Source organism: Serratia sp. DFXYC6 (genome assembly GCF_057196085.1).
The window spans coordinates 199,391-225,736 of sequence record NZ_JBXUNV010000003.1 but is presented as its reverse complement, the minus strand read 5'-3'; the positions used below and the strand labels follow the sequence as shown (position 1 = coordinate 225,736).

Sequence of the window (26,346 nt, the reverse complement as noted above, 5' to 3'; positions counted from 1 at the left end):
TCTCCAGCCCATGCGAGCCCGATTTTAAAGTATCCAGTCTAATATAAAAACACCCGATTTATTTTCGCGCAATTTTTGAAGTTTCACTTTTTCGGTCATTAGCCGGTACTCCTCCAGTATCGGGTTCTTCAAGAACTCATGAGGTAGCTCGCTATTGTATTCGACCCATCAACATTCTATAATTTCCCAAACTTCATTCAGGGTTCCAAACAGTTAAAATCTAGAATTTCTGTCCGGTACGTTCTGTTAAAGCGTTCTATAAAGTCATTCTACGTTGGCTTTCCGGTTTGATAAATTCTAGTATGACGCCATACCATTCAGCCTACTGCGCCAGCGTGAACGTGACCAGTTCCGGGTCGTTGTCTCTTCGTAGTTTCAGCGAAAAATCCTGGTTTGCCACAATTCTGTCCCGCACTCTGACCACCCACGCTGCCGAAATATTCAGTTCGATTTCTATTACGAGAACCTCGCAGTTGAAAGTCGTCCATCATATTGAAGGTTCGGAAACGCCTAACGCGGATCAGCGGATCAGCGGATCAGCGGATCAGCGAATCAGCGAATCAGCGAATCAGCGAATCAGCGAATCAGCGAATCAGCGAATCAGCGAATCAGCGAATCAGCGAATCATACATAAAATCGATGAACCAGCTCTAGTTCAGAGATTACGTTGTGATCAGCAGAGCCAAATTTCGCACCGGCAAACGTTGCTTTCCCTTCCGGCGAAAATTCAGTTTCAGCAGGCAATAACTACAGTGAACACGTTTATAGTGCCAAGTATGCCCTACCAGTACAGTAACCGGAGTAGCGTCTTAAAACCATAGCACTCAGCCAACTCAGCCAACACTTGGAGCACCGGTTCATCGCGCCAAAAATAGACCGTCCTGGTCAGCGATGACGCCTTGCAGGATTGGCGGATGCTCATGGTAAATCGTACAGTCAGATAACCGACGAGCTTACACATTATCGTTAGTTTTAAAACTTTTCCGATAACGTCTTTAAGTGCCCGGCATTCAAGGCTGAGTTCAGTAAACATCTGTTTAAGGTGACGGTAGGTATTTCATTCTTTATATCGGAGGCTTCTATACCGCTAAACTTCTCTTTCCAGTTGTAATTGCTGGCTTTATAGTAGCATTCTTAACGATACATGCGGCCTCGATGGACTTCAAAACGGCAATATCCTGATGCTCAGTGAGTCGGGATTGATGCAAGATAATCTCCTCAGTTCTCAGAGAAAATAATAGCATGTCGGAGGATACAAAAAGTGAATAGCTCACTTTGTCGTGATGCCTTACATACATAAAGACTTAGAGAACAATAGTATAACTAAAAGCCAATTCACTCATAAAAAATACGGCTCATTTAAAAGCCCTTCCATTTAACTTTCGACAACTTGACATTACCATTATAACAATTTCAATCAGAATATTAATAAACCATCAATTCAGAGTGTAAATTCTGATTTTTAAAATAAAATATGCTTAGTGATATAATATTTAGGTGGATAAAATTAAGTTATACTTTATAAATAATAAATAGTATAATATTCGCGTATGCTTTTCATAAAAAATTAGTTATGTGAATGGAGCTCCTATGTTAGATAAAGAAAAAAGAGAAGAAATTCTTGAAAAATCAAAGCATTGGTTTATTGAAAAAATAGCAAAAAGTCACATTAGAAACACTATAAAGTTAACAGACCCAAAAGAATTTAATATAAACCCATTTTTGAATATTTATTTATCAAACTTCCTAACTGGAAATTCATCTCCAGAAAGCATAGCTAAAGCACTTATTTATCCCCGTGTATTAGGAACATCAATTACAACATCATTTGGGCAGCATATTCAAAGTTTCACCAGTGAAGTTCTAGATGGCTTTGGTAGTACAACTAGCGGCATTGATATTGAGTTTATAGACCAAGTAGATGGGTTGAAAAAATACTGTCAGATAAAGTCAGGTCCTAACACAATAAATAAGGATGATGTTGAGACAATTGCAGGGCATTTTAGAGGTGTAATAAACCTTGGAAGAACAAATAATCTGAAACTAGGATTTGAAAATATGATTGTTGGTGTGATATACGGTGAAGAATCAGAGCTTAGTGCTCATTATAAAAGAATAACCAACCAATATCACTTCCCCGTAATTGTAGGTAAGGATTTTTGGCACCGATTAACTGGTGATGAGAATTTTTATAAAGACTTGGCAGAAGCAATCGATGATGCAGTAAAAGATTCTGACTATAGCACAGAACTTGATACTGTAATAAAGGCCCTAGCTAAATCAGAAAAGATAATGAATATAAAATAAAATACAACTGTCTCTTAATTAATAAGAGACAGTTTTTATAATCTAACCACACTAACAACCCGAAACATCTGAACTGTATTTACATAATCTTTATGCTACTTATCTAAATAATCTAACTCCATTAAACCTCATGAAAAACAACCATGAATTTTATATCAAGAATTAAAAACACAATTATCTAAGCCACTTTAGGTCTGTCATCACCAGAGAGCTAGCTGTCAAAAAAAGAAGCTATTTCCAATTTCATCGATAGTAACGTCAAAGACTAAGCACACACACATATTCAGAAAAAATAATAAATTTATTATCGACTGTCCGCCTAGAATCTAAGCCGTGGACTGCTATAAGTATATATCAACAAAGCCATAACTCCTTGAAGACCAATTCGCATCATTCCTACCAGCCCGATTAAAACGAGTCTGGCTTCAATACTATATATTCACCTTTTTCCATCTCCAAAAAAAAATCCAGCTCCACATGAGATAAGAAACACCTTAACAATTACTATATTACTTTGCCGATGATAAAAAACCGCCTATGCAAAAAACATCTCACTTTCTCAAAAACCAGTAGTTTTCGAACAGATTAGTGGATGTATATATAATCAATGCCACTATATTTCCAGATGGCTATCTTTGAAATAAATCCATCACTTATTATTTAATCATTATCAAAAATAGAAAAATTCTTAATCTACAATCTTGCGTTGCACTAGATATAAATTACCTTCCAAAGATAGCCCGAGGGAAAAAACCTAGGCAATAAAAAGATGCTGAGCTTCAGGATCCTGGCTCGCATAATCTCTTTCATAGAGTGACCTACGAAAGTACAACTCCCCATTCGGGCTCATCGCCGTGTACTGATTCTGTAGCCCAAACGGCAGGTAGCTGTCGCAGTGAACCAACACGCTCTGATAGAAAATGGTGCTGCCAAACACCGAGCGTGCCAGATTGATTTCGCCCGGCGTTAACGCCCGCATGACCCCTTCCTGTTGTGGCCCCATCCCGGAACGCCTGGCTCCGAAAGAGTTCAATGAAACGCGACTAAACCATTTAAAGTCAATAAGATATATCAAATTAAAGCATCGGGAAGCTCCGGTTTTTACGGGAGTGGGGAATGCGTCAATACGGAGTAAAAATAGTCAGGTAGTAGCTGCGGGCAGATTCCAGGCACAAAAAAACCACCTTTCGGTGGCTTCTTGTTCGCGCGGTACTTAATGGTGCCGAAGGCCGGACTCGAACCGGCACGTATCTCTACGGTTGATTTTGAATCAACTGCGTCTACCGATTTCGCCACTTCGGCACTGAAGTAGTATGCGGAAAACGGGTGAATTATACCTTCCCGCGACCAGCACGCAACACTTATCCGTTGTTCAATGAGTTAAGTGTCGAAAAAACCGCCGCAACACACGTTTGTCCGCCCCGCCTTACCGCTGCGCGCCCTTCCCAACCACGTTGGTGATGAACATGCTACATCCACAGGCTGTTGCAACGAGCATCCAGGATCAGGCACCACACTCACGCAATACCATCCGATTCCGCCTCGTCGCACAGAGCAATGATGGCTCCTGTGCCGAACTCCCTCCCTCCCACCAGCCAGAACCGCTCGCCCAACTAGCGAAACAGGTTCAGGAACCCGCCACGCGGAAGGTAGCACCTGCCTCTCCCATCAACCACGGCCTCACCCAGCGCCTGTCAAAAACAAAATAATCCCCAGCCGCAATGACAACGCTGCAAATAATTGCATAACAATGTGTCAGTCAATAAAGAATGAGGTTGCGCAACATTTCGAGAACACTATTTTTTCATTGGTAGATATCAGGCAGGAAATAAAAAAATTGGAATGGTGCTCTCAAAGGAGAAAGAATAATTCTATTAGATGGGTTTTATCTTAAATCACCAGAAAATAGCGCACATACCTAACAAAATGGCTGGTTAATGCCTAAAAACCAGCTGAGATCGCTTGCCTCTGCGGAGTTAATAGCTTTAAGATGGTGCAAGAAAATTTTCCCTGGTGTTGGCCAATATTGGCAACCTGGCCCTACGCGGTCAGGTTTTTTTTTGTATTTTTTATCAAAACATTACCGGGAAAGTGTATCGCCTCAAGGGGTGCGAAACCAGTTAGACTAAAGTACAGTCCCTTACTAGACCTTTATAAGTTCAGCTAGGTGATTATTTCATATCGCAGAGTTCGGGGCCGATACGTTATTGCTGCCTTTACGTTAATCGCCTCAGTGCCAAATCACTACCGATTTAACGCCCGTCATTTCCCGATTCGAAAGACGCTGCTCGCCAGCCGGTATTTTCTCTCTTTAGACGTATCCCGGCTGATGAGTTCTGCGCAGTCGTTGCCTCAGTATTCCACGGGCTAACTAGCCCGTCACTCCACCGGCTTAATCAGCCGCAGCTCCATCCCCAGACGCACGGCATGTCGGGCATTCGTGACCCCCAACTTTTTGACGACGTTGGACATATGAAACTTGATGGTGCCGGTCTTTATACCGAGGATCATCGCCGTTTCCTGGTAAGTTTTACCTACGCTGGCCCAATAGAGGATCTCGTTTTCCCTGTCGGTAAAGCGGGCGTTTCTCTCCAGGGCTGCGGCGTTTTTTGCTGTCAGTGGGGACAGCGCCAGATAGGACTCATGCAGCGAGGCCAGCAATACCGAAATGTCGCCTTTACGATCGGTGAGCGCCTGAATGGCTTCCGTTTTCTGTTCCGCATTGAAGGCAAAGGAAAGCGTGACGAGATTGTCGTTGTAATCGTGCAGCACGAAGGTATAGCCGTGCGTCACGCCAAACTCGCGGGCCTGTTCGAACAGTTCGGGAAAGTGCAGCCCTGCGTCGGCCATGATTTGCTCGTCCCAGGCGAACGGGGTCAGGCGGTTGCGGGCGGTAAGCACTACCGGATCAATGTACTGCAATCCCTGCTCTTGGTACTTTTTTACCCATTCACTCGGGTAGTTGGTGACGCCAAAGATGCAGGCAATGTCTTTTTTGGATAGGACCACATACGCCCACAGGAGATCGCCCAACTCTCCTAATGCCGCCTCCAGGCGCTTGCCGATAATGTTGCTGAGATTATATTCGTCTTCCATTGGCTGCCTGCTCCCTCTCCTGCATTGCTGCTGAAGTGACTATAGCACGACAAAAACCGCAGGCGGGGGCATGCCACACCAACAAAAAAGGCGCGGCCCCGCGGCCACGCCTTTCTTCACTACCGCTTGCCCCGCTACTTGCGTTTGAGCAGCATATACACGCTGATCAGCAGGAACAGCATGCTCGGCAGCAGCGCGCCCAGCACTGGCGGCATGCTGTACACCAGGCTCAGCGGGCCGAAGATCTGATCCAGCACGTAGAACAGGAAGCCGAAGCTGATGCCGGTCACCACGCGGATGCCCATCGGCACGCTGCGCAGCGGGCCGAAGATGAACGACAGCGCCATCAGCATCATCACCGCCACCGACAGCGGCGAGAAGATTTTGCTCCACATGTTGAGCTGGTAACGGTTGGCTTCCTGGCCGCTCTGCTTCAGGTACTTCACGTAGTTGTGCAGCCCGCTGATGGAGAGCGAATCCGGATCCAGCGCCACCACGCCCAGTTTGTCCGGGGTCAGGTTGGTTTTCCATTCGCCGGTCAGCGTCTGGGTGCCGGTCACCTGTTTCGGGTTGGTCAGATCCGAGGTGTCCACCTGCGAAAGCTGCCACAGGCCGTTCTCGAAGCTGGCGGTGGCCGCATAGCGCACCGTCTCGAGGCGACGCTGATCGTTGAAGTGGTAGATGTTCACGCCGGAGAGTTCTTTATCGCCGGAGACGCGCTCGATGTAGATGAAGTCGTTGCCGTCCTTCGCCCACAGCCCGCTTTTGGTGGAGAGCAGCGAGCCGCCGTACATCTGCTGGGCGCGGTAGTTGCGCGCCATCTGCTCGCCCTGCGGCGCCACCCACTCGCCGATCGCCATGGTCAGCAGCACCAGCGGAATGGCGGTTTTCATCACCGAGCCGGCGATCTGCAGGCGGGTGAAGCCGGAAGCCTGCATCACCACCAGTTCGCTGCGCGTCGCCAGTTGGCCCAGGCCGAGCAGCGCGCCGAGCAGCGCCGCCATCGGGAAGAAGATCTCGATGTCTTTCGGCACGCTCAGCAGGGTATACATGCCGGCGCTCAGCGCGGTGTATTCGCCCTGGCCGACCTTGCGCAGCTGATCGACGAACTTGATGATGCCGGACAGCGACACCAGCATGAACAGCGTCATGATGATGGTGTTGAAAATCGTTTTACCGATATACCGGTCTAATACGCCAAACATCAGGCCGCTCCTCTCAGGCGTGCGCGCAGCTTGCGCATCGGCACGGTATCCCACAGGTTCAGCGCCAGCGCGATCGCGAAGTAAACGCCGTTAACCAGCCACAGCCACAGCATCGGATCCAGCTTGCCCTTGCCGGCGTTGGAGCGCAGCGAGGTCTGCAGCAGGAAGAAGATCAGATACAGCAGGATGGCCGGCAGCATGCTCAGCACGCGGCCCTGGCGCGGGTTCACCACGCTGAGCGGCACCACCAGCAGCGCCATCAGCGCCACCGACACCACCAGCGTCAGGCGCCAGTGGAACTCGGCGCGCGCGTCCGGATCGTCGGATTCCCACAGCGTCTGCATCGACATCTGTTCGGATTCGGTGTTGTCCGCCGCCACGGTGCGGTGGCCAATCACCGCCTTGTAGTCGGTGAAGTCGGTAATGCGGAAGTCGCGCAGCAGCGCGGTGCCTTCAAAACGGGTGCCCTTGTCGAGCGTCACCACCTGCGAGCCGTCTTTCTGCTGCACGATGTTGCCGTGCTCGGCCACCACCACCGACGGGCGTTGGTTGCCGTTCGGCCGCAGCTGCGCCAGGAACACGTCGTTAAAGGTGCTGCCCTTCACGTTGCCGATAAACAGCACCGCGTTGCCGTCCTGCGAGGGTTTGAACTGCCCTTCCGCCAGCCCGGCGATGCTCGGGTTGGCCTTGGCTTCGTTCACCACCACGTCCTGATAGCGCGAGGCCCAGGGGCCGGCCCAAAACACGTTCACCGCCGCGACCGCAGAGGTGAACAGCGCCAGGATCATGGCGGCGATAATCAGGGTGCGTTTGCCCAGCCCGCAGGCGTGCATGACGGTGATTTCGCTCTCGGTATACAACCGCCCAAGCGTCATCAGCAAGCCGAGAAACAGGCTCAAAGGCAGGATGAGCTGCGCCATCTTCGGCACGCCCAGAGCGAGCAGAGAGAGTACTAAGTTTGTCGGGATATTGCCGTCCACCGCGTCGCCCAACACCCTGACCAGGTTCTGACAAAAGAAGATCAGAAGCAGGATGAACAGGATGGCGATTTGGCTCTTGAGCGTTTCCCGTACCAGATATCTTATGATGATCACGCTTATTACGCCTGTGAAAACTTGTCTTTTTGCAGGAAAATCGATAATTTCATCGCTAATCCGCCATTTATTCTCATCATATGGCAACCTTCACAGCTAAAATAGTATTACAACATCAAGCCGTTTGGGTGTCCTATAGGAACTTGCTTATAGTCGCCAAAACAGAGCAATTTACGCCGTTCAGGTTAACATAATCCGTTAACTCAAATGGCGGGAGATCGTTACGGAGTCGATTATTCTAGCCGTAGCGTCCGCCTTTGTCTTTAAGATTCAGGAGAGTGCATGGAGTTCAGTGTAAAAAGCGGTAGCCCGGAAAAACAGCGCAGTGCCTGTATTGTAGTCGGCGTTTTCGAACCGCGCCGCCTGTCCCCTATCGCAGAACAACTCGACAAAATCAGTGATGGTTATATCAGCGCATTGCTGCGCCGTGGCGAACTGGAAGGCAAGGTCGGGCAGACGCTGCTACTGCACCATGTGCCCAACATTCTCTCCGAGCGCATCCTGCTGATCGGCTGCGGCAAAGAGCGCGAGCTCGATGAGCGCCAATACAAGCAGGTGATCCAGAAAACCATCAATACCCTCAACGACACCGGCTCAATGGAAGCGGTCTGCTTCCTGACCGAGCTGCACGTGAAAGGCCGCAACACCTACTGGAAAGTGCGTCAGGCGGTAGAAACCGCCAAAGAGACGCTCTACACCTTCGATCAGCTGAAAAGCAACAAGGTGGAGCCGCGTCGTCCGCTGCGCAAAATGGTGTTCAACGTGCCGACCCGCCGTGAGCTCACCAGCGGCGAGCGCGCGATTCAGCACGGCCTGGCGGTGGCTTCCGGCATCAAGGCGGCCAAAGATCTCGGCAACATGCCGCCGAACATCTGTAACGCCGGCTACCTGGCCTCGCAGGCCCGTCAGCTGGCGGACGCCTTCAGCACCAACATCACCACCCGCGTCATCGGCGAACAGCAGATGAAAGAGCTGGGCATGAACGCCTATCTGGCGGTCGGCGCCGGTTCGCAGAACGAATCATTGATGTCGGTGATGGAATATAAGGGCAACCCAAATCCGGACGCTAAGCCGATCGTGCTGGTAGGCAAAGGGCTGACCTTCGACTCCGGCGGCATCTCGATCAAACCGGCCGACGGCATGGACGAGATGAAATACGACATGTGCGGCGCGGCGACCGTGTACGGCGTGATGCGCGTGGTGGCGGAGCTGAACCTGCCGCTGAACGTGATCGGCGTGCTGGCCGGCTGTGAAAACATGCCGGGCGGCCGGGCGTATCGTCCGGGCGACGTGCTGACCACCATGTCCGGCCAGACCGTCGAGGTGCTCAACACCGACGCCGAAGGCCGCCTGGTGCTGTGCGATACCCTGACCTACGTCGAGCGCTTCGAGCCGGAGCTGGTGATCGACATCGCCACCCTGACCGGCGCCTGCGTGATCGCCTTGGGCCACCACATCACCGGCCTGATGTCGAACCACAACCCGCTGGCGCACGAGCTGCTGGGCGCTTCCGAGCAGGCCGGCGACCGCGCCTGGCGTTTGCCGATGGCCGACGAGTATTACGAGCAGCTGGACTCCAACTTCGCCGACATGGCGAACATCGGTGGCCGCCCTGGCGGCGCCATCACCGCTGCCTGCTTCCTGTCGCGCTTCACCCGCAAGTACACCTGGGCGCACCTGGATATCGCCGGCACCGCCTGGCGCTCCGGTAAAGCCAAGGGCGCGACCGGCCGCCCGGTGGCGCTGCTGTCGCAGTTCTTACTGAACCGTGCAGGCCTGAACGGCGACGATTAAATACCCTTCATCTTTCAAGCCGCAGCGTTGTTGGCCGCATTCGTTCACCCCAGTCACTGACTTGATGTCAGCTCCTGGGGATGAACGAACTTGCCGCCTAGCTGCAACTTGAAATCTATTGGGTATATAATCCTCTCAGCAGCGAAGGGGTAGAGTTATCTGCTCCGTTCCCAAAAAGGGCGCAACCTACATGTTGTGCCCTGTTTTTTTATCGGCAGCGGTGGATCCTTAATGAAACAGGCGACGTTTTATTTGCTCGACAACGCGGAACCGTCAGGCGCGCTCAGCGCCCATGAGGCCGTGGCCTGCGCCGTTGCCGCCAACGGCTTCCGCTCCGGCAAGCGGGTGCTGATCGCCTGCGAGAGCCAGGAGCAGGCCCAGCGGCTGGACGAAGCGCTGTGGCAGCGCGAGCCGCATGAATTCGTGCCGCACAACCTGGCCGGCGAAGGGCCGCACTACGGCGCGCCGGTGGAACTGTGCTGGCCCGGCAAGCGCGGCAACGCCCCGCGCGATCTGCTGATCGCCCTGCTGCCGCAGTTTGCCGATTTTGCTACCGCTTTCCATGAAGTGGTAGACTTCGTTCCTTACGAAGACACTCTGAAACAGTTGGCGCGCGACCGTTACAAGGCCTATCGCAGCGTCGGCTTCCATTTGACCACGGCTACGCCGCCAACTCACTGAATACGATAAAGAATGGAAAAGACAAACAGTCAGCTCGATACCGCATACGACCCAAAACAGATCGAACAGAAGCTGTACGATCACTGGGAGAATCAGGGTTACTTCAAGCCGAACGGCGATACCAGCCAGGAAAGCTTCTGCATCATGATCCCGCCGCCGAACGTCACCGGCAGCCTGCACATGGGCCACGCGTTCCAGCAGACCATCATGGACACCATGATTCGCTATCAGCGCATGCAGGGTAAAAACACCCTGTGGCAGGCGGGCACCGACCACGCCGGCATCGCCACCCAGATGGTGGTGGAGCGCAAGATCGCCGCAGAAGAAGGCAAAACCCGCCACGACTACGGCCGTGACGCGTTCATCGACAAGATCTGGCAGTGGAAAGCGGAATCCGGCGGCACCATCACCCGCCAGATGCGCCGTCTGGGCAACTCCGTGGACTGGGAGCGCGAGCGCTTCACCATGGACGAAGGCCTGTCGAACGCGGTGCGCGAAGTGTTTGTCCGTCTGCACAAAGAAGATCTGATCTACCGCGGCAAGCGCCTGGTGAACTGGGATCCGAAGCTGCGCACCGCCATCTCCGATCTGGAAGTGGAAAACCGCGAATCCAAAGGTTCCATGTGGCACCTGCGCTACCCGCTGGCCGACGGCGCGAAAACCGCCGAGGGCAAAGACTACCTGGTGGTCGCCACCACCCGTCCGGAAACCGTGCTGGGCGATACCGGCGTGGCGGTCAACCCGGAAGATCCGCGCTATAAAGACCTGATCGGCAAAGAGATCATTCTGCCGCTGGTCGGCCGCCGCATCCGCATCGTCGGCGACGAACACGCCGATATGGAAAAAGGCACCGGCTGCGTGAAGATCACCCCGGCGCACGATTTCAACGACTACGAAGTCGGCAAACGCCACGGCCTGCCGATGATCAACATTCTGACCTTCGACGGCGACATCCGTCAGGAAGCGGAAGTGTTCAACACCCTGGGCGAAGTCTGCACCGACTACTGCAACGAGATCCCGGCCGAGTTCCGCGGCCTGGAGCGCTTCGCGGCGCGTAAAGCGGTGGTTGCCGCCTTCGAAAATCTGGGCCTGCTGGACGAGATCAAACCGCACGACCTGACGGTGCCTTACGGCGACCGCGGCGGCGTGGTGATCGAGCCGATGCTGACCGACCAATGGTACGTGCGCACCGCGCCGCTGGCCAAAGTGGCGGTGGAAGCGGTCGAACAGGGCCAAATCGAGTTCGTGCCGAAGCAGTACGAAAACATGTACTTCAGCTGGATGCGCGACATTCAGGACTGGTGCATCTCGCGTCAGCTGTGGTGGGGCCACCGCATCCCGGCCTGGTACGACGTGAACGGCAAAGTCTACGTGGGCCGCAGCGAAGAAGAAGTGCGCAGCGAGAACAACCTGGGCGCCGACGTGGTGCTGACCCAGGACGAAGACGTGCTGGACACCTGGTTCTCGTCCGGCCTGTGGACCTTCTCCACCCTGGGCTGGCCGGAGCAGACCGACGCGCTGAAAACCTTCCACCCGACCAGCGTGATGGTCAGCGGCTTCGACATCATCTTCTTCTGGATCGCGCGCATGATCATGCTGACCATGCACTTCATCAAGGATGAAAACGGCAAGCCGCAGGTGCCGTTCAAGACCGTCTACATGACTGGTCTTATCCGCGACGACGAAGGCCAGAAGATGTCCAAGTCGAAAGGCAACGTGATCGATCCGCTGGACATGGTCGACGGCATCTCGCTGGAAGATCTGCTGGAAAAACGCACCGGCAACATGATGCAGCCGCAGCTGGCGGAGAAGATCCGCAAGCGCACCGAGAAGCAGTTCCCGAACGGCATCGAGCCGCACGGCACCGACGCCCTGCGCTTCACCCTGGCGGCGCTGGCCTCGACCGGCCGCGACATCAACTGGGACATGAAGCGCCTGGAAGGCTACCGCAACTTCTGTAACAAGCTGTGGAACGCCAGCCGCTTCGTGCTGATGAACACCGAAGCGCACGACTGCGGCTTCAACGGCGGCGAGAAAGTGCTGTCGCTGGCGGATCGCTGGATCCTGGCCGAATTCAACCGCACGGTGAAAGCCTACCGCGAAGCGCTGGACACCTACCGCTTCGATCTGGCGGCCAACATCCTGTACGAATTCACCTGGAACCAGTTCTGCGACTGGTATCTGGAGCTGACCAAGCCGGTGGTGAGCAACGGCAGCGAAGCGGAACAACGCGGCACCCGCCACACGCTGATCACAGTGCTGGAAGCGCTGCTGCGCCTGGCGCACCCGATCATTCCGTTCATCACCGAAACCATCTGGCAGCGCGTGAAGCCGCTGACCGGCACAGCCGCAGACACCATCATGCTGCAGCCGTTCCCGGCCTACGACGCCGCGCTGGAAGACGAGCAGGCGCTGAACGATCTGGAGTGGATCAAGCAAACCATCATCGCCGTGCGCAACATCCGCGCCGAGATGAACATCGCGCCAAGCAAAGCGCTCGACGTGCTGCTGCGCAACTGCAGCGCCGACGCCCAGCGCCGCGTGCAGGAGAACCAAAGCTTTATCGCCCGCCTGGCGCGCCTGGGATCCATCGCGCTGCTGCCGGCCGGTGAGAAAGGCCCGGTCTCCGTCACCAAGCTGGTGGACGGCGCCGAGCTGCTGATCCCGATGGCCGGTTTCATCGACAAGGACGCCGAGATCGCGCGTCTGGCCAAAGAGATGGGCAAGCTGGATGCGGAAATCGCTTCGATCGAAGGCAAGCTGGCGAACGAAGGCTTCGTGGCGCGCGCGCCGGAAGCGGTGGTCGCCAAAGAGCGCGATCGCCTGGCGGCCTGCAAAGAAGGCAAAGTGAAGCTGCAGGAACAGCAGGCGACCATCGCCGCGCTGTAATCCACCGGCTCACGCCAACGCCTGAAAACAGCGGGGTCTTCCCCGCTGTTTTTTTATCGCCGTTGCATCCGGGCCGGGTTAGATGTTATTACAAGATATTACTGCTGCAGGGACGCCGCCGGGAAATAATCCCCGGCGCGTTTCGCGCTGCGATAAAAACGAAAAACGAACGTGGTCTCTTTCAATGGCGAGTGTAAACATGACAACAGCAACCCCGGCGCGCCTGCTGGTGCGCCCCATCACGGCGGAAGACAATGCCGCCATTGCTCACGTCATTCGCGAAGTCTCCGCCGAGCACGGCCTGACGGCGGATAAAGGCTATACCGTCTCCGATCCCAACCTGGACGCCCTGTACCAGCTCTATAGCCTGCCGCGCAGCGCTTACTGGGTGATCGAAGTGGACGGCCAGGTCGCCGGCGGCGGCGGCATCGCGCCGCTGCAGGGCGGCGCAGACGATATTTGCGAATTGCAGAAGATGTATTTCCTGCCGGTGTTGCGCGGCAAGGGATTGGCGAAACGCCTGGCGCTGCAGGCGCTGGATTTCGCCCGCCAGCACGGCTTCCGCTGTTGTTACCTCGAGACCACCGCCAGCCTGACGCAGGCCGTTGCGCTGTACGAACATCTGGGCTTCGAACACATCGACCATGCGATGGGCGCCACCGGCCACGTCGATTGTGAAGTCACCATGCTGAAAACGCTGTAATCCTCCCCGCCTCTTCATCAGGGCGCAGCTTGCTGCGCCTTTTTTATTAATATCGCAATCAATCAGTAAAACTCGCTATAACGCCGTTTTTCAAGCAGATAAACTGACGTTAAAAACCGATATGTAAATTTAATGTGAAGTTCGTTAATAAATTAACGATCGCAAATTGACCGCCTTTTCCCCCGCGTTACTCTGCCAGTATCCCAATCGCGCACGGAGAGCTGTCATGTCGGAAAATACCTTTGATTACATCATCGTCGGCGCCGGTTCCGCCGGCTGCGTGCTGGCGGCGCAGCTGATCCGCCGCACCCAGGCGCGGGTGCTGCTGCTGGAAGCCGGCGGCGACGACAATAACCTGTTCATCAAGATGCCGGCCGGGGTGGCCAAGATCATCGCCAAAAAGAGCTGGCCTTATGAGACGGAGCCGGAACCGCACGCCAACAACCGCCGCATGCAGATCGCGCAGGGCAAGGTGCTGGGCGGCAGCAGTTCGGTGAACGGCATGATCTACCTGCGCGGCCAGCCGCAGGACTACGACGACTGGGCCGAGCGCTACGGCTGCGCCGGCTGGAGCTACCGGGAGGTGTTGCCCTACTTCAAACGCGCCGAGGCCAATGAAAGCCTGTCAGACGACTACCACGGCGCCAACGGGCTGCTGCCGGTCAGCGAGAATCGCTATCGCCACCCGCTCAGCATGGCGTTTATCCGCGCCGGCCAGGAGCTGAACCTGCCCTATCGCAACGACTTCAACGGCGACAGCCAGCACGGCGTCGGTTTCTACCAAACCACCACCCACAACGGCGAGCGCGCCAGCACCGCCCGCACCTACCTGAAGGCGGTGCGCGACGAACGGCGGCTGGTGGTGAAACTGAACGCCCTGGCGCACCGGCTGACCTTCGAGGGCAACGTCGCCACCGGCGTGGTCTACAGCCAGAATGGCGGCGCGGAAGTCACCGCCCGCGCCACCAAAGAGGTGATCGTCAGCGCCGGCGCGGTCGGTTCGCCGAAGCTTCTGATGCTGTCCGGCATCGGCCCGCGCGACCACCTGCAGCAGTTGGGCATTGAGGTGCGGGCGGATCTGCCGGTGGGCAAAAACTTCCACGACCACCTGCACATGTCGATCAACGTCAGCACCCGCGAGCCGATCAGCCTGTTCGGCGCCGATCGCGGCCTGCAGGCGCTGAGCCACGGCGCGCAGTGGCTGGCGTTTCGCAGCGGGGTACTCTCGTCCAACGTGCTGGAAGGCGCCGCCTTCACCGACAGCCGGGGCGACGGCCGGCCGGACGTGCAGATCCACTTCCTGCCGCTGCTGGACAGCTGGGACGACGTGCCCGGCGAGCCGCTGCCGAACATTCACGGCTTCACGCTCAAGGTCGGTTACCTGCAGCCGAAGGCGCGCGGCGAAGTGCTGCTGCGCAGCAGCAACCCGCGCGATCCGGTCAAGCTGCACGCCAACTACCTCGGCCACCCGGACGATCTGGCCGGCAGCGTGCGCGCGGTGAAGTTCGGCCTGGATTTCCTGCAAACCGCGGCGCTGAAGCCGCTGATCAAAGATCTGCTGATGCCGCAGCCGGAGTGGACACGCGACGACGCTCAGCTGGAGGAGTTCGTGCGCAACTTCTGCAAGACGGTGTATCACCCGGTGGGCAGCTGCCGCATGGGGCCGTCGCCGCAGGACGCGGTGACCGATCCGCAGCTGCGGGTGCACGGTTTCGAGCAGCTGCGGGTGATCGACTGCTCGGTGATGCCGCAGCTCACCAGCGGCAACACCAATGCGCCGACCATCATGCTGGCGGAAAAGGCGGTGGATCTGCTGCTGGGCGCGCCGCAGTAAGGGCGCGCCTCAACCTCAGGCGGCGGAGGGCACGCCGCTGTGGAAACGCAGCTCACTGTCCGGCGACAGGATCAGTTCAGCTTCGAGGCGGCCGAAATGCGCCACCCGTTCGCTGATGTCGCCGCCGGCGATCTGCTCGGCCAGCGTCAGGTAGTCCTGATAGTGGCGCGCTTCGGATCGCAGCAGCGAGACGTAAAAGCGGTTCAGCTCATCGTCCAGGTGTGGCGCCAGCTTGGCGAAGCGTTCGCAGGATCGCGCTTCGATGTAGGCGCCACAGATCAGTTTGTCGATCAACGTCGCCGGATCGTGGGTACGGATCTCGCGGATCATGCCCTTGGCGTAGCGGCTGGCGGTGATCTTGCGATACGGGATCCCGCGCGCCTGCATGATCTCCAGCACCTGCGAGAAGTGATGCAGCTCTTCCTTGATCAACAGCACCATGCGATCCGCCAGATCCTGGCCGTAGGCCGAGCCGTTTTTCGGCAGGATCTTGCGGGTGAACTGGCCCTGGCGGAACAGCGTGTCCGGCGCGCCCTGCGCTTCGTGCAGAAACGCCTCGTAGGGCCGCAGCAGCGCCAACAGCGCGTCGCCGCTCTCTTTGTCCGCCACGTAGCGGCGGATCAGCCACATGCCGGTCTGCGCGGCTTTCAGCTCGCATACCAGGTGGTCGGTCAGCAATAGCTGCAGGTTTTCCGGACGGCGCGCGGCGTCGATCCAGGCGTCGGGAGTTTCACAGTGCAGGAAGCTTAAAATCGGGGCTAGCAGAGATTGGTATGTCATGGCGTCATTGCCCTATGTATTTCAAGTTGCAGCCAGGCGGCCAGCTCACTCATCCCCAGGAGCTTACTCAGGTAAGTGACTGGGGTGAGAGAGTGCAGCCAACAACGCTGCAGCTTGAAAGACGACGGGGATATCAGGGGCCGGCGAGAACCGGCCCATGTGAATAAGCGGGGTTAATCAGTGGCGTTTGCCGTCGTCGTCTTCGTCGATGTAGTCGCCATCTTCGTCATCCTCACCGTCTTCACCGTTCGGATCTTCGAAGTAGGTGCCCCAGCCGTCGTAGTTGACGCCGCAGCGCTCCGCCAGCGCCACCAGCTGCTCGACCTGGGCGTCGATCAGCTCGGCGTTCAGGCCGACTTCGCTGATCACGTCGCAGCACATCACCAGCGAACCGTCTTCCACTTCCAGCTCTTCGGCGTCGGTCACTTCGTAGCCCAATTTGAAGGCTTCAACGGCGGCCTGCTCCAGAACCTCAAATTTCTCGGCGGACAGATGGTGCTCGATGGTGTAGAGCGCGTCCGGATCGCTGCCGTCTTCCAGCAGCTCTTCGATGATCAGGCGGGTCTCTTCACGTTGTTCTTCCAGCAATTCGCGGTTTGCCATGCCTATATCCTCAAGTCAAATGGCCTTCATTCCTTCTATTTTCACACACCGCCGACATTGCTTCCACGATAAACGTGAAAGATTTCCTCGCCGGGGTTGAAATTGAATATTCATACATATAAAGTGAATTTTAATTCAATTACACAATCAGGGAATCGGACTATGAGCACCGGCAATGCGTTCTACCAACGTCACTTTCTGAGGTTAATGGATTTCACCCCCGCCGAACTGCAGGCGCTGCTGAAGCTGGCGGCCGATCTGAAACAGGCCAAGAAGCAGGGGCGGGAACAGCGCCGGCTGCAGGGCAAAAACATTGCGCTCATCTTCGAAAAAGACTCGACCCGCACGCGATGCTCTTTCGAAGTTGCCGCATTCGATCAGGGTGCGCAGGTGACCTATCTCGGCCCGAGCGGCAGCCAGATCGGCCATAAAGAGTCGATGAAAGACACCGCCCGGGTGCTGGGCCGCCTGTACGACGGTATTCAGTATCGCGGTTACGGCCAGGCGCTGGTGGAAACCCTGGCACAACACGCCGGCGTGCCGGTGTGGAACGGCCTGACCGACGAGTTCCACCCCACCCAGCTGCTGGCGGATCTGCTCACCGTGCAGGAACACCTGCCGGGCAAGGCGCTGAGTGAAGTGAAGCTGGCGTACGTCGGCGACGCGCGCAACAACATGGGCAACACGCTGCTGGAAGCCGCCGCGCTGGCGGGCATGGATCTGCGGCTGGTGGCGCCGAAGGCCTGCTGGCCGCAGCCGGAGCTGGTGGCCGAGTGTCAGGCGCTGGCGCAGCAAACCGGCGCGAAGCTCACCCTGACCGAAGACATCGCCGAAGGGGTGCAAGACGCCGACTTCCTCTACACCGACGTGTGGGTGTCGATGGGCGAACCGAAAGAGACCTGGCGGGAGCGTATTGCGCTGCTGCGGCCGTATCAGGTCAACATGGCGATGCTGAAGCTGACCGGCAACCCAAACGTGAAGTTCCTGCACTGCCTGCCGGCGTTCCACGACGACCAAACCACGCTCGGCAAGCAGATGGCGCAACAGTACGATCTGCACGGCGGCATGGAAGTGACCGACGAGGTGTTCGAGTCGGCGCACAGCGTGGTGTTCGATCAGGCGGAAAACCGGCTGCACACCATCAAGGCGGTGCTGGTCGCCACGCTGAGCGAAACCCTCTGACAATCCTCCTCCACCGCCCTGGCGCCCCCGGCCAGGGCGGCTAATATATTCCAGGAATATCAAATAGCGCATTGACCTTTGCCCACCACCGGTAAAGGTTTTACCGTGACAGGCCGACGGCGCCCGCGCCGTAAAAACCAACGATAACAAACCGTTCTCAGCGCCACCTTGTGGCGCCTTCAGGGGATATACACCGATGAAAGCCAAACTCTTGCCGCTGTTCTTACTCGCCGCCCTGCCCGCAGCCGCGTTAGCCGCCACGCCGCCGAATACGCTGGTGGTGGTGCAATCGCTGGATGACATCGTCAGCCTCGATCCGGCGGAAGCCAACGAACTCTCCAGCATCCAGACGGTGCCTAGCCTGTATCAACGATTGGTGCAGGCGGATCGCGACGATCCGGCCAAGGTGGCGCCGGTGCTGGCGGAAAGCTGGCAAAGCGATGCGGCGGCCAAAACGCTGACGGTGAAACTGCGGCCGCAGGCGGCGTTCGCCTCCGGCAACCCGCTGACCGCCGACGACGTGGTCTTCTCCTACAGCCGCGCGGTCAAGATGAACAAATCGCCGGCGTTCATCCTCAACGTGCTCGGTTGGCAGCCGGACAACATCGACGCGCAGCTCAAGAAGATCGACGAACATACCGTGCAGCTGCGCTGGACGGCGGACGTCAGCCCGGCGGTGGCGCTGAATATCCTCTCGACGCCGATCGCCTCGATCGTCGACAGCAAAGCGGCGCTGGCCAACGTCAAAGACGGCGACTTCGGCAACGCCTGGCTGAAGATGCACTCCGCCGGCAGCGGCCCGTTCAAGATGCGCGTCTATCAGCCGCATCAGGCGATCGTGCTGGACGCCAATCCCACCACGCCGGGCGACAAGCCGCAGCTGAAAAACATCATCATTAAAAACGTGCCGGATCCGGCCACCCGCCGCCTGCTGCTCCAGCAGGGCGACGCCGATATCGCCCGCGAACTGGGCGCCGACCAGACCGACACGCTGAAGAACCAGCCGGGCGTCAAGGTGCTGGAGATCCCGTCCGCCGAGCAAAACTACCTGGTATTCAACACCGGCAACGGCGCCAATCCGCTGCTGAGCAACCCGGCCTTCTGGGAGGCGGCGCGCTATCTGGTGGATTATCAGGGCATCACGAAGGATCTGCTGAAGGGCCAATATTTCGTGCATCAGAGCTTCCTGCCGGTCGGGCTGCCGGGCGCGCTGGAGACCAACCCGTTCAGCTACGATCCGGCCAAGGCGAAAGCCATCCTGGCCAAGGCGGGGATTACCCACGCCGCCTTTACGCTGGACGTGGAGAACAAACCGCCGTTCATCACCATCGCGCAGGCGCTGCAGGGCAGCTTCGCCGCCGCCGGCGTGAAGGTCGAGCTGCTGCCGGCCGCGGGCAGCCAGGTTTACTCCCGCGTGCGCGCCAGGCAGCATCAGGCGGCGATCCGCCTGTGGATCCCGGATTACTTCGACGCCCACTCCAACGCCAGCGCCTTCGCCTACAACGACGGCAAGAGCAGCACGGTGGCCGGGCTGAACGGCTGGCAGATCCCGCAGTTGAACCAGCAGACGCTGGCGGCGCTGGCCGAAGCCGATCCGGCCAAGCGCCGCGCGCTGTACACCGCCATGCAGCAGGAGCTGCAGCGCAGTTCGCCGTACGTGTTTATCGATCAGGCCAAAACCGAAGTGGTGCTGCGCGACAACGTCAAAGGCTATCAACAAGGGCTGAACGCCGACATGGTCTACTACGATCGCGTCAGCAAATAGCCGACGGGCGGCCATCGCCGGCCAATCGATTGCGGGGCGGCAAAAAACGGCGTTTTAACGCTTGCAGTGGCGAAAAGCGCGAGTATAATGCGCCACAATTTGCCAGGAGAAAGCATGAAAAACGACGTTTGTTTTGTTAGCCGCAATCGACAAAACCGACTGCCTATCGGCGGCCAGCTGCCGTTGTTTCTCCTGTTGCTAAACCGATCGTTTCAAGCCCCTCATTGAGGGGCTTTTTTTTGCCTTAAAAAGTCCCGCGCCACGGGCACGCGTCGAGGAGGAGTGAAAAATGGCCAACCCGCTGTATCACAAACACATCATCTCTATTAACGATCTCAGCCGCGAGGATCTGGAGCTGGTGCTGCGCACCGCCGCCGGTCTGAAAGCCAACCCGCAGCCGGAACTGTTGAAACACAAGGTGATCGCCAGCTGCTTCTTTGAAGCCTCGACCCGTACCCGCCTGTCGTTCGAAACCTCGATGCACCGCCTCGGCGCCTCGGTGGTCGGTTTCGCCGACGGCAGCAACACCTCGCTCGGCAAGAAAGGCGAAACCCTGGCCGACACCATCTCGGTGATCAGCACCTACGTGGATGCCATCGTGATGCGCCATCCGCAGGAAGGCGCGGCGCGCATGGCCTCGGAGTTCTCCGGCAACGTGCCGGTGCTCAACGCCGGCGACGGCGCCAACCAGCACCCGACCCAAACCCTGCTAGATCTGTTCACCATCCAGGAAACCCAGGGTCGCCTGAGCAACCTCAGCATCGCCATGGTCGGCGACCTGAAGTACGGCCGCACCGTGCACTCGCTCACCCAGGCGCTGGCCAAGTTCGAAGGCAACCGCTTCTACTTCATCGCCCCGGACGCGCTGGCGATGCCGGCCTACATCCTGAAAATGCTGGACGAGAAAGGCATCGAGTACAGCCTGCACGGCAGCATTGAAGAAGTGGTGCCGGAGCTGGATATTCTCTACATGACCCGGGTGCAGAAAGAGCGCCTCGATCCGTCCGAGTACGCCAACGTGAAGGCGCAGTTCGTGCTGCGCGCCGCGGATCTGGCCGGCGCGCGCGCCAACCTCAAGGTGCTGCACCCGCTGCCGCGCATCGACGAGATCGCCACCGACGTGGATAAAACGCCGCACGCTTACTACTTCCAGCAGGCGGGCAACGGCATCTTCGCCCGCCAGGCGCTGCTGGCGCTGGTGCTCAACGCAGATTTGGCTCTTTAAGGGGGAACCGCCATGACTCACGACAACAAACTGCAGGTCGAAGCGATCAAATGCGGCACGGTGATCGACCACATTCCGGCGCAGATCGGTTTCAAACTGCTGACGCTGTTCAAGCTGACCGCCACCGACCAGCGCATCACCATCGGCCTGAACCTGCCTTCCAACGAGCTGGGCCGCAAGGATCTGATCAAGATCGAGAACACCTTCCTGACCGAGCAGCAGGCCAACCAGCTGGCGATGTACGCGCCGAAGGCCACGGTGAACCGCATCGACAACTATGAAGTGGTGCGCAAACTGACCCTTAGCCTGCCGGACCACATCGACGGCGTGCTGACCTGCCCGAATGGCAACTGCATCAGCCGCAGCGAGCCAGTGGCGTCGAGCTTCAGCGTCAAATCGCGCGGCGGCGAAGTGCACCTGAAGTGCCGCTACTGCGAAAAAGAGTTCGAGCACCAGGTGGTGCTGCAGGCCGACTAAGCCCGGTATGGGCGCCGGGAGATGGCGCTGTTATTCTCCCGGTGACGCCCTATAATGGGATTTCTGGATAGAACAATCCTCGTTTATCAGGAGAAAACATGTCACGTAACATCAGCACTGAACTCGCCCCGGCAGCCATTGGTCCTTACGTGCAGGGCGTTGATCTGGGCAGCATGATCATCACTTCCGGCCAGATCCCGGTCGATCCGAAAACCGGCGCCGTCGCCGACGACGTCGCCGCTCAGGCGCGCCAGTCGCTGGAAAACGTCAAAGCGATCGTCGAAGCCGCCGGCCTGAGCGTTGCCGACATCGTGAAAACCACCGTGTTCGTGAAAGACCTGAACGACTTCGCCACCGTCAACGCCGCGTACGAAGCCTTCTTCACCGAGCACAGCGCGCCGTTCCCGGCCCGCTCCTGCGTGGAAGTGGCGCGTCTGCCGAAAGACGTGAAGATCGAAATCGAAGCCATCGCCGTGCGTCGTTAATCGACGCGCACGCGAATGACGGCCAGTGCAGACTGGCCGTTTTTATTTCTGTTCTGCCCCGACAGCCTGCCGTCCCTGCGCCTTCAGCGCTCACCGCCACCGCCATTTCGCCCTATATTAAGGCGTCGCTACGCCGCACCTGCACCGCAAACGGGCGTTTTTCATCGCGGCAGCCCCGCTCTGCGCCATTTTCGCCCGTTATCGCCTTGGCACGTTTTATGCTCGATTGATTGACAGCCTGCAATGTCGACGAGGTGACGATGCTGAATATCAATCTTTCCGCTTCACCGTTTTTTGATGAGATGCTTCTGGCTGAGGGAAAACACCGTGGCCACTACGACGCCTACTGGCAATGGCTGCAGCAGGCCGATCACCAGGCCGTGCAACGCAAGCGGGAAGAGGCTGCGCTGCTGTTTCACCGGGTGGGCATCACCTTCAACGTCTACGGCGACGATGACGGCGCCGAGCGGTTGATCCCGTTCGACAGCGTGCCGCGCATTATTCCGGCCGCCGAATGGGCGATGCTCGATCGCGGCATTCGCCAGCGCGTACAGGCGCTCAACGCTTTCCTGCACGACATTTACCACCAGCAGCATATTCTGAAGGCCGGCCTCATTCCGGCAGAACAGGTGCTGGCCAACGATCAGTATCAACCCTGTATGCAAGGTGTTGATCTGCATCGCGATATCTATGCGCATATCGTCGGCGTGGACATGGTCCGCAACAGCGACGGCCAATACTACGTGCTGGAAGATAACTTGCGCACCCCGTCCGGCGTCTCTTACATGCTGGAAAACCGCAAAATGATGATGCGTCTCTATCCGGAACTGTTCGCCCGGCAACGCATCGCGCCGGTGGAGCGCTACCCGTCGCACCTGCTGCAAACGCTGCGCGAAAGCTCGCCCATCAACGATCCCACCGTGGTGGTGCTGACGCCGGGCCGCTTCAACAGCGCCTATTTTGAGCACAGTTTCCTGGCGCAGCAGATGGGGGTGGAGCTGGTCGAAAGCGCCGATCTGTTCGTCAAGGACGGCGCGGTGTTCATGCGCACCACCGCCGGGCCGTGCAAAGTGGACGTGATCTATCGTCGGGTGGACGACGCCTTCCTCGATCCGCTGGCGTTTCGGCCGGACTCGATGCTCGGCGTACCGGGGCTGCTGTCGGTGTATCGCGCCGGCAATGTGGTGCTGGCCAACGCCATCGGCACCGGCGTGGCCGACGACAAATCGATCTACCCCTACGTGCCGGATATGGTGCGCTTCTACCTGCAAGAGGAACCGATCCTCAACAACGTGCCGACCTGGCAGTGCCGGCATAAAAGCGAACTGTCGTATGTGCTGGCCAACCTCGAACAGATGGTCGTGAAAGAGGTGCACGGCGCCGGCGGCTACGGCATGTTGATCGGCCCCACGGCGAGCAAGGACGAGCTCGCCCGATTCCGTGCGCTGCTGCTGGCTCGCCCGCAGAATTACATTGCGCAAAACACGCTGGCGCTGTCCACCTGCCCGACCTTCGTCAACGACGGTCTGGCACCGCGGCATATCGATCTGCGGCCGTTCGCCCTCAGCGGCGCGGAGATCCGCCTGGTGCCCGGCGGCCTGACCCGAGTGGCGTTGGCGGAAGGTTCGCTGGTGGTGAACTCGTCGCAGGGCGGCGGCACCAAGGACACCTGGGTATTGGAGGACGACCTATGCTGAGCCGCACCGCCAGTGAACTCTATTGGATGGCCCGCTATCTGGAGCGGGCGGAAAGCATCGCCCGGGTGCTGGACGTCACCAACAAGCTGTCGATGATGCCGATCCGCGACGGCGGCGATCAGGATCTGCAGGTGCCGCTCAATCTGACCGGCACCGGCCAGCTGTATGCCGCCGCCTACCCGGAATTGACGATGCCGAATCTGGTCAGTTTCTTCGCGCTCGACAACCGCAACCACAGCAGCATCTTCAGCTGCCTGCAAATGGGCTGGAACAACGCCCACGCGGTGCGCGGCAGCCTGTCGTCCGAAGTCTGGGAGTGCATCAACGCCACCTGGATAGAGATGAAACTGATCCGCCGCCAGGGCATCGGCTCGGTGGGCGCCGATGCCTTCTTCGACTGGGTGAAAGAGCGCGCCCATCTGTTTCGCGGCGCCATGTTCGGCACGCTGCTGCGCAGCGACGCCATGCGCTTTATCCGTCTCGGCACCCTGCTGGAGCGGGCCGACGGCACCGCCCGTCTGCTGGAGGTGAAGAACACGCTGATGGACATCGACGGCGACCCGGTGCGCGAATATTACCGCATGGACACGCTGCTGCGGGCGGTGAGCGCGCGCGAAGCCTACCACAGCATCTACAAGCAGCCGTTGAGCCGCGAGACCATCGCCGAACTGATGATTCTGCGCAATGAAATTCCGCGTTCACTGCTGGCCTGCGTCGGCGACATGGTGCAGCAATTGGAACTGATCGGCGGCGGCGCCAACCAACCGCGACGTCTGGCGCACACCCTGCATGCCGAGCTGCGCTTCAGCAGCATGAAGGATCTGAACAAGATCGGCCTGGGCGAGTGGTTGAGCGCCTTTCTCGGCCAGGTGAACGGCATCGCCGAAAGCATCCATCACACTTATCTGGAGGCGCAATGAAACTGAATATTGAGCACAACACCCATTATCGCTACGCCCAGCCGGTGCAGCGCAGCACCCAATATCTGCGGCTGACGCCGCAGGATTCGCCGCATCAGCGCATCCTCTCCTGGCAACTGTCGTTGCCGGATGACGCGGTGCGCACCACCGACGCCTTCGGCAACGTACTGCACGTGCTGACGCTCGATGAACCGCATCAGGCCATCACCATTCGGGTGCTCGGGGAAGTGGAGATTGAAGACGGCGTCGAAGATCGGGCGCTCGGGCATCTGTCGCCGCTGGTATTTCTGCGCCATAGCCCGCTGACCCAGCCCGATGACGCCATTCAGGCCTTCGCCCTGCGTTATCATCAACCGCAGGCGGTGCTGAGCGGCCTGGAACATCTGATGGGCGAGCTGCTGCTGAAGATGCCTTACAGCCCAGGCTCCACGCGCGTGACAGACAGCGCCGCCGAGGCGTTCGCCGCCGGCAGCGGCGTGTGTCAGGATCATACGCATGTCTTCCTGAGCTGCTGCCGCAGCCTGAACATCCCGGCGCGCTACGTCAGCGGCTACCTGTACAGCGAAGACTCGACCCATGTCGCCACCCATGCCTGGGCGGAAGTGTGGGTGGAGGAACGCTGGCACAGCTTCGACGTGACCAACAATACGCGCATGCCAAATCAGCACCTTAAGCTGGCGGTCGGCATCGATTATCTGGACGCCTGCCCGGTGCGCGGCATGCGGTTGGGCGGCGGCTGCGAAGACATGAGCGCCATCGCCGCCGTACAAATGATGCCAACCGGCCAGTAGCCGCTTGCCGATGGCAAATGTTTCGGGCACGCTGCGCGTTGGCGGCGTGCCGGTCTTGTTTTGAGGGATTGTAGTATGACCTACTGTGTGGCCATGCGTTTGTCGTCCGGGCTGGTCTTTGCGTCCGATTCGCGCACCAACGCCGGGGTGGATCATATTTCCACCTTCCGCAAACTGCACGTGTTCCAACAGGACGGCGATCGCACGCTGGTGCTGCAAAGCGCCGGCAACCTGGCGACCACCCAGAGCATCATCAGTTTGCTGTTGCACCGCAGCAAGGACGCCGAACGCCCCAACCTGCTCAACGCTCCCAGCCTCTACGACGCCGCCACGCTGGTGGGGGAAACGGTGCGCGAGGTGATCCAGCGCGACAGCGAGGCGCAGCAAAGCGGCAGCACCACCGACTTCAGCTGCAACCTGCTGCTCGGCGGCCAAATTAGCGGGGAAGAGATGCGGCTGTTCCATATCTACCCGCAAGGCAATTTTATCGAAGCCACCCGCGACACGCCCTATTTTCAGATAGGCGAAAGCAAATACGGCAAACCGATCATCGACCGGGTACTGCACTACGACACGCCGCTGGAACAAGCGATGCAATGCGCGCTGATTTCACTGGATTCAACCTTACGCAGCAACCTGTCCGTCGGGCTGCCGCTCGACGTGATGATCTACCCGCGCGACAGCTTCAGCCATGCCCGGCAATACCGCATTACCGAAGATCATCCGTACTTCAGCGCCATCCGCAAGGGCTGGGGCGAAGGGCTGGTCAGCATTTTTACCCAGTTGCCGCCGCTGCAGCTGTAGGGATCCGGGCTCAC

Annotated in this window: 21 protein-coding genes, 1 tRNA gene and 1 pseudogene; 15 read left to right on the top strand and 8 right to left on the bottom strand. The window is 57.7% G+C overall.

Annotated elements, in window-relative coordinates:
* Positions 1-24 precede the first annotated feature (24 nt).
* A pseudogene (locus tag AC2CGQ_RS17365) lies at positions 25-1,208 on the bottom strand (integrase core domain-containing protein).
* Positions 1,209-1,590: 382 nt separating this feature from the next.
* Between AC2CGQ_RS17365 and AC2CGQ_RS17360 the strand changes: the two are divergent.
* Positions 1,591-2,307, top strand: a complete 717-nt coding sequence (locus AC2CGQ_RS17360) for a PmeII family type II restriction endonuclease (protein ID WP_075205157.1) — start codon at positions 1,591-1,593, stop codon at positions 2,305-2,307.
* A gap of 754 nt (positions 2,308-3,061) precedes the next feature.
* On the opposite strand, the gene AC2CGQ_RS17355 is transcribed toward AC2CGQ_RS17360, so the two are convergent.
* The 5 genes from AC2CGQ_RS17355 to lptF form a co-directional block, all read right to left on the bottom strand.
* A complete protein-coding gene (locus AC2CGQ_RS17355; RefSeq protein WP_306403381.1) occupies positions 3,062-3,310 on the bottom strand; it encodes a hypothetical protein in 249 nt (82 codons plus the stop codon).
* Between the two features lie 214 nt (positions 3,311-3,524).
* Positions 3,525-3,609, bottom strand: a tRNA-Leu gene (locus tag AC2CGQ_RS17350).
* Positions 3,610-4,686: 1,077 nt separating this feature from the next.
* The gene (locus AC2CGQ_RS17345; protein ID WP_156866140.1) at positions 4,687-5,403 is read right to left on the bottom strand and encodes a LuxR family transcriptional regulator; all 717 of its coding nucleotides are present in this window, start codon (positions 5,401-5,403) and stop codon (positions 4,687-4,689) included.
* 134 nt (positions 5,404-5,537) lie between these two features.
* Positions 5,538-6,608: an LPS export ABC transporter permease LptG gene (gene lptG, locus AC2CGQ_RS17340; protein ID WP_016929273.1), complete on the bottom strand. Its 1,071-nt coding sequence runs from the start codon at positions 6,606-6,608 to the stop codon at positions 5,538-5,540.
* Complete coding sequence (gene lptF, locus AC2CGQ_RS17335; protein ID WP_004933351.1) at positions 6,608-7,702, bottom strand: LPS export ABC transporter permease LptF; 1,095 nt, start codon at positions 7,700-7,702, stop codon at positions 6,608-6,610. Before lptF ends, lptG begins: the two co-directional genes overlap by 1 nt.
* Before the next feature lie 282 nt (positions 7,703-7,984).
* Between lptF and pepA the strand changes: the two genes are divergently transcribed.
* From pepA to AC2CGQ_RS17310, 5 genes are all read left to right on the top strand, one after another.
* On the top strand, positions 7,985-9,496 hold the full coding sequence (gene pepA / locus AC2CGQ_RS17330) for a leucyl aminopeptidase (RefSeq protein ID WP_004933352.1): 1,512 nt from the start codon (positions 7,985-7,987) through the stop codon (positions 9,494-9,496).
* Positions 9,497-9,727: 231 nt separating this feature from the next.
* On the top strand, positions 9,728-10,177 hold the full coding sequence (locus AC2CGQ_RS17325) for a DNA polymerase III subunit chi (RefSeq protein WP_033631663.1): 450 nt from the start codon (positions 9,728-9,730) through the stop codon (positions 10,175-10,177).
* Positions 10,178-10,189: 12 nt separating this feature from the next.
* Positions 10,190-13,066 (top strand): valine--tRNA ligase, encoded by a 2,877-nt coding sequence (locus tag AC2CGQ_RS17320; RefSeq protein ID WP_484593784.1) that lies wholly within the window; start codon positions 10,190-10,192, stop codon positions 13,064-13,066.
* A 199-nt stretch (positions 13,067-13,265) separates the two neighbouring features.
* On the top strand, positions 13,266-13,769 hold the full coding sequence (locus AC2CGQ_RS17315; protein WP_016929277.1) for a GNAT family N-acetyltransferase: 504 nt from the start codon (positions 13,266-13,268) through the stop codon (positions 13,767-13,769).
* A gap of 226 nt (positions 13,770-13,995) precedes the next feature.
* Positions 13,996-15,603, top strand: a complete 1,608-nt coding sequence (locus AC2CGQ_RS17310) for a GMC family oxidoreductase (protein ID WP_484593783.1) — start codon at positions 13,996-13,998, stop codon at positions 15,601-15,603.
* Between the two features lie 15 nt (positions 15,604-15,618).
* Here the strand turns inward: AC2CGQ_RS17310 and miaE are convergent, their stop codons facing one another.
* Entirely contained in the window at positions 15,619-16,383 is a 765-nt protein-coding gene (gene miaE / locus AC2CGQ_RS17305) for a tRNA isopentenyl-2-thiomethyl-A-37 hydroxylase MiaE (protein WP_484593782.1), read from the bottom strand.
* Positions 16,384-16,560: 177 nt separating this feature from the next.
* Positions 16,561-16,986 carry a ribonuclease E inhibitor RraB gene (gene rraB / locus AC2CGQ_RS17300; RefSeq protein ID WP_004933365.1) on the bottom strand — a complete coding sequence of 142 codons (426 nt, stop codon included), beginning with the start codon at positions 16,984-16,986 and terminating at the stop codon, positions 16,561-16,563.
* Positions 16,987-17,148: 162 nt separating this feature from the next.
* Here rraB and argF point away from each other — a divergent pair, with 162 nt between their 5' ends.
* The 9 genes from argF (at position 17,149) to AC2CGQ_RS17255 (ending at position 26,332) form a co-directional block, all read left to right on the top strand.
* Positions 17,149-18,168: an ornithine carbamoyltransferase gene (gene argF / locus AC2CGQ_RS17295; RefSeq protein ID WP_166444780.1), complete on the top strand. Its 1,020-nt coding sequence runs from the start codon at positions 17,149-17,151 to the stop codon at positions 18,166-18,168.
* 196 nt (positions 18,169-18,364) lie between these two features.
* On the top strand, positions 18,365-19,933 hold the full coding sequence (locus tag AC2CGQ_RS17290) for an ABC transporter substrate-binding protein (protein ID WP_484593781.1): 1,569 nt from the start codon (positions 18,365-18,367) through the stop codon (positions 19,931-19,933).
* 289 nt (positions 19,934-20,222) lie between these two features.
* Entirely contained in the window at positions 20,223-21,158 is a 936-nt protein-coding gene (gene pyrB / locus AC2CGQ_RS17285; protein ID WP_019453297.1) for an aspartate carbamoyltransferase, read from the top strand.
* A gap of 12 nt (positions 21,159-21,170) precedes the next feature.
* On the top strand, positions 21,171-21,635 hold the full coding sequence (gene pyrI, locus AC2CGQ_RS17280; RefSeq protein ID WP_004933377.1) for an aspartate carbamoyltransferase regulatory subunit: 465 nt from the start codon (positions 21,171-21,173) through the stop codon (positions 21,633-21,635).
* Between the two features lie 98 nt (positions 21,636-21,733).
* Entirely contained in the window at positions 21,734-22,120 is a 387-nt protein-coding gene (gene ridA, locus AC2CGQ_RS17275; RefSeq protein WP_015376455.1) for a 2-iminobutanoate/2-iminopropanoate deaminase, read from the top strand.
* 260 nt (positions 22,121-22,380) lie between these two features.
* Entirely contained in the window at positions 22,381-23,817 is a 1,437-nt protein-coding gene (locus AC2CGQ_RS17270) for a circularly permuted type 2 ATP-grasp protein (RefSeq protein ID WP_049187800.1), read from the top strand.
* The gene (locus AC2CGQ_RS17265) at positions 23,811-24,737 is read left to right on the top strand and encodes an alpha-E domain-containing protein (RefSeq protein WP_004933382.1); all 927 of its coding nucleotides are present in this window, start codon (positions 23,811-23,813) and stop codon (positions 24,735-24,737) included. The genes AC2CGQ_RS17270 and AC2CGQ_RS17265 overlap by 7 nt, the downstream gene beginning before the upstream one ends.
* Entirely contained in the window at positions 24,734-25,528 is a 795-nt protein-coding gene (locus AC2CGQ_RS17260) for a transglutaminase family protein (protein ID WP_004933384.1), read from the top strand. The genes AC2CGQ_RS17265 and AC2CGQ_RS17260 overlap by 4 nt, the downstream gene beginning before the upstream one ends.
* A gap of 75 nt (positions 25,529-25,603) precedes the next feature.
* On the top strand, positions 25,604-26,332 hold the full coding sequence (locus AC2CGQ_RS17255; protein WP_015376453.1) for a proteasome-type protease: 729 nt from the start codon (positions 25,604-25,606) through the stop codon (positions 26,330-26,332).
* The last annotated feature ends 14 nt before the right edge of the window (positions 26,333-26,346 follow it).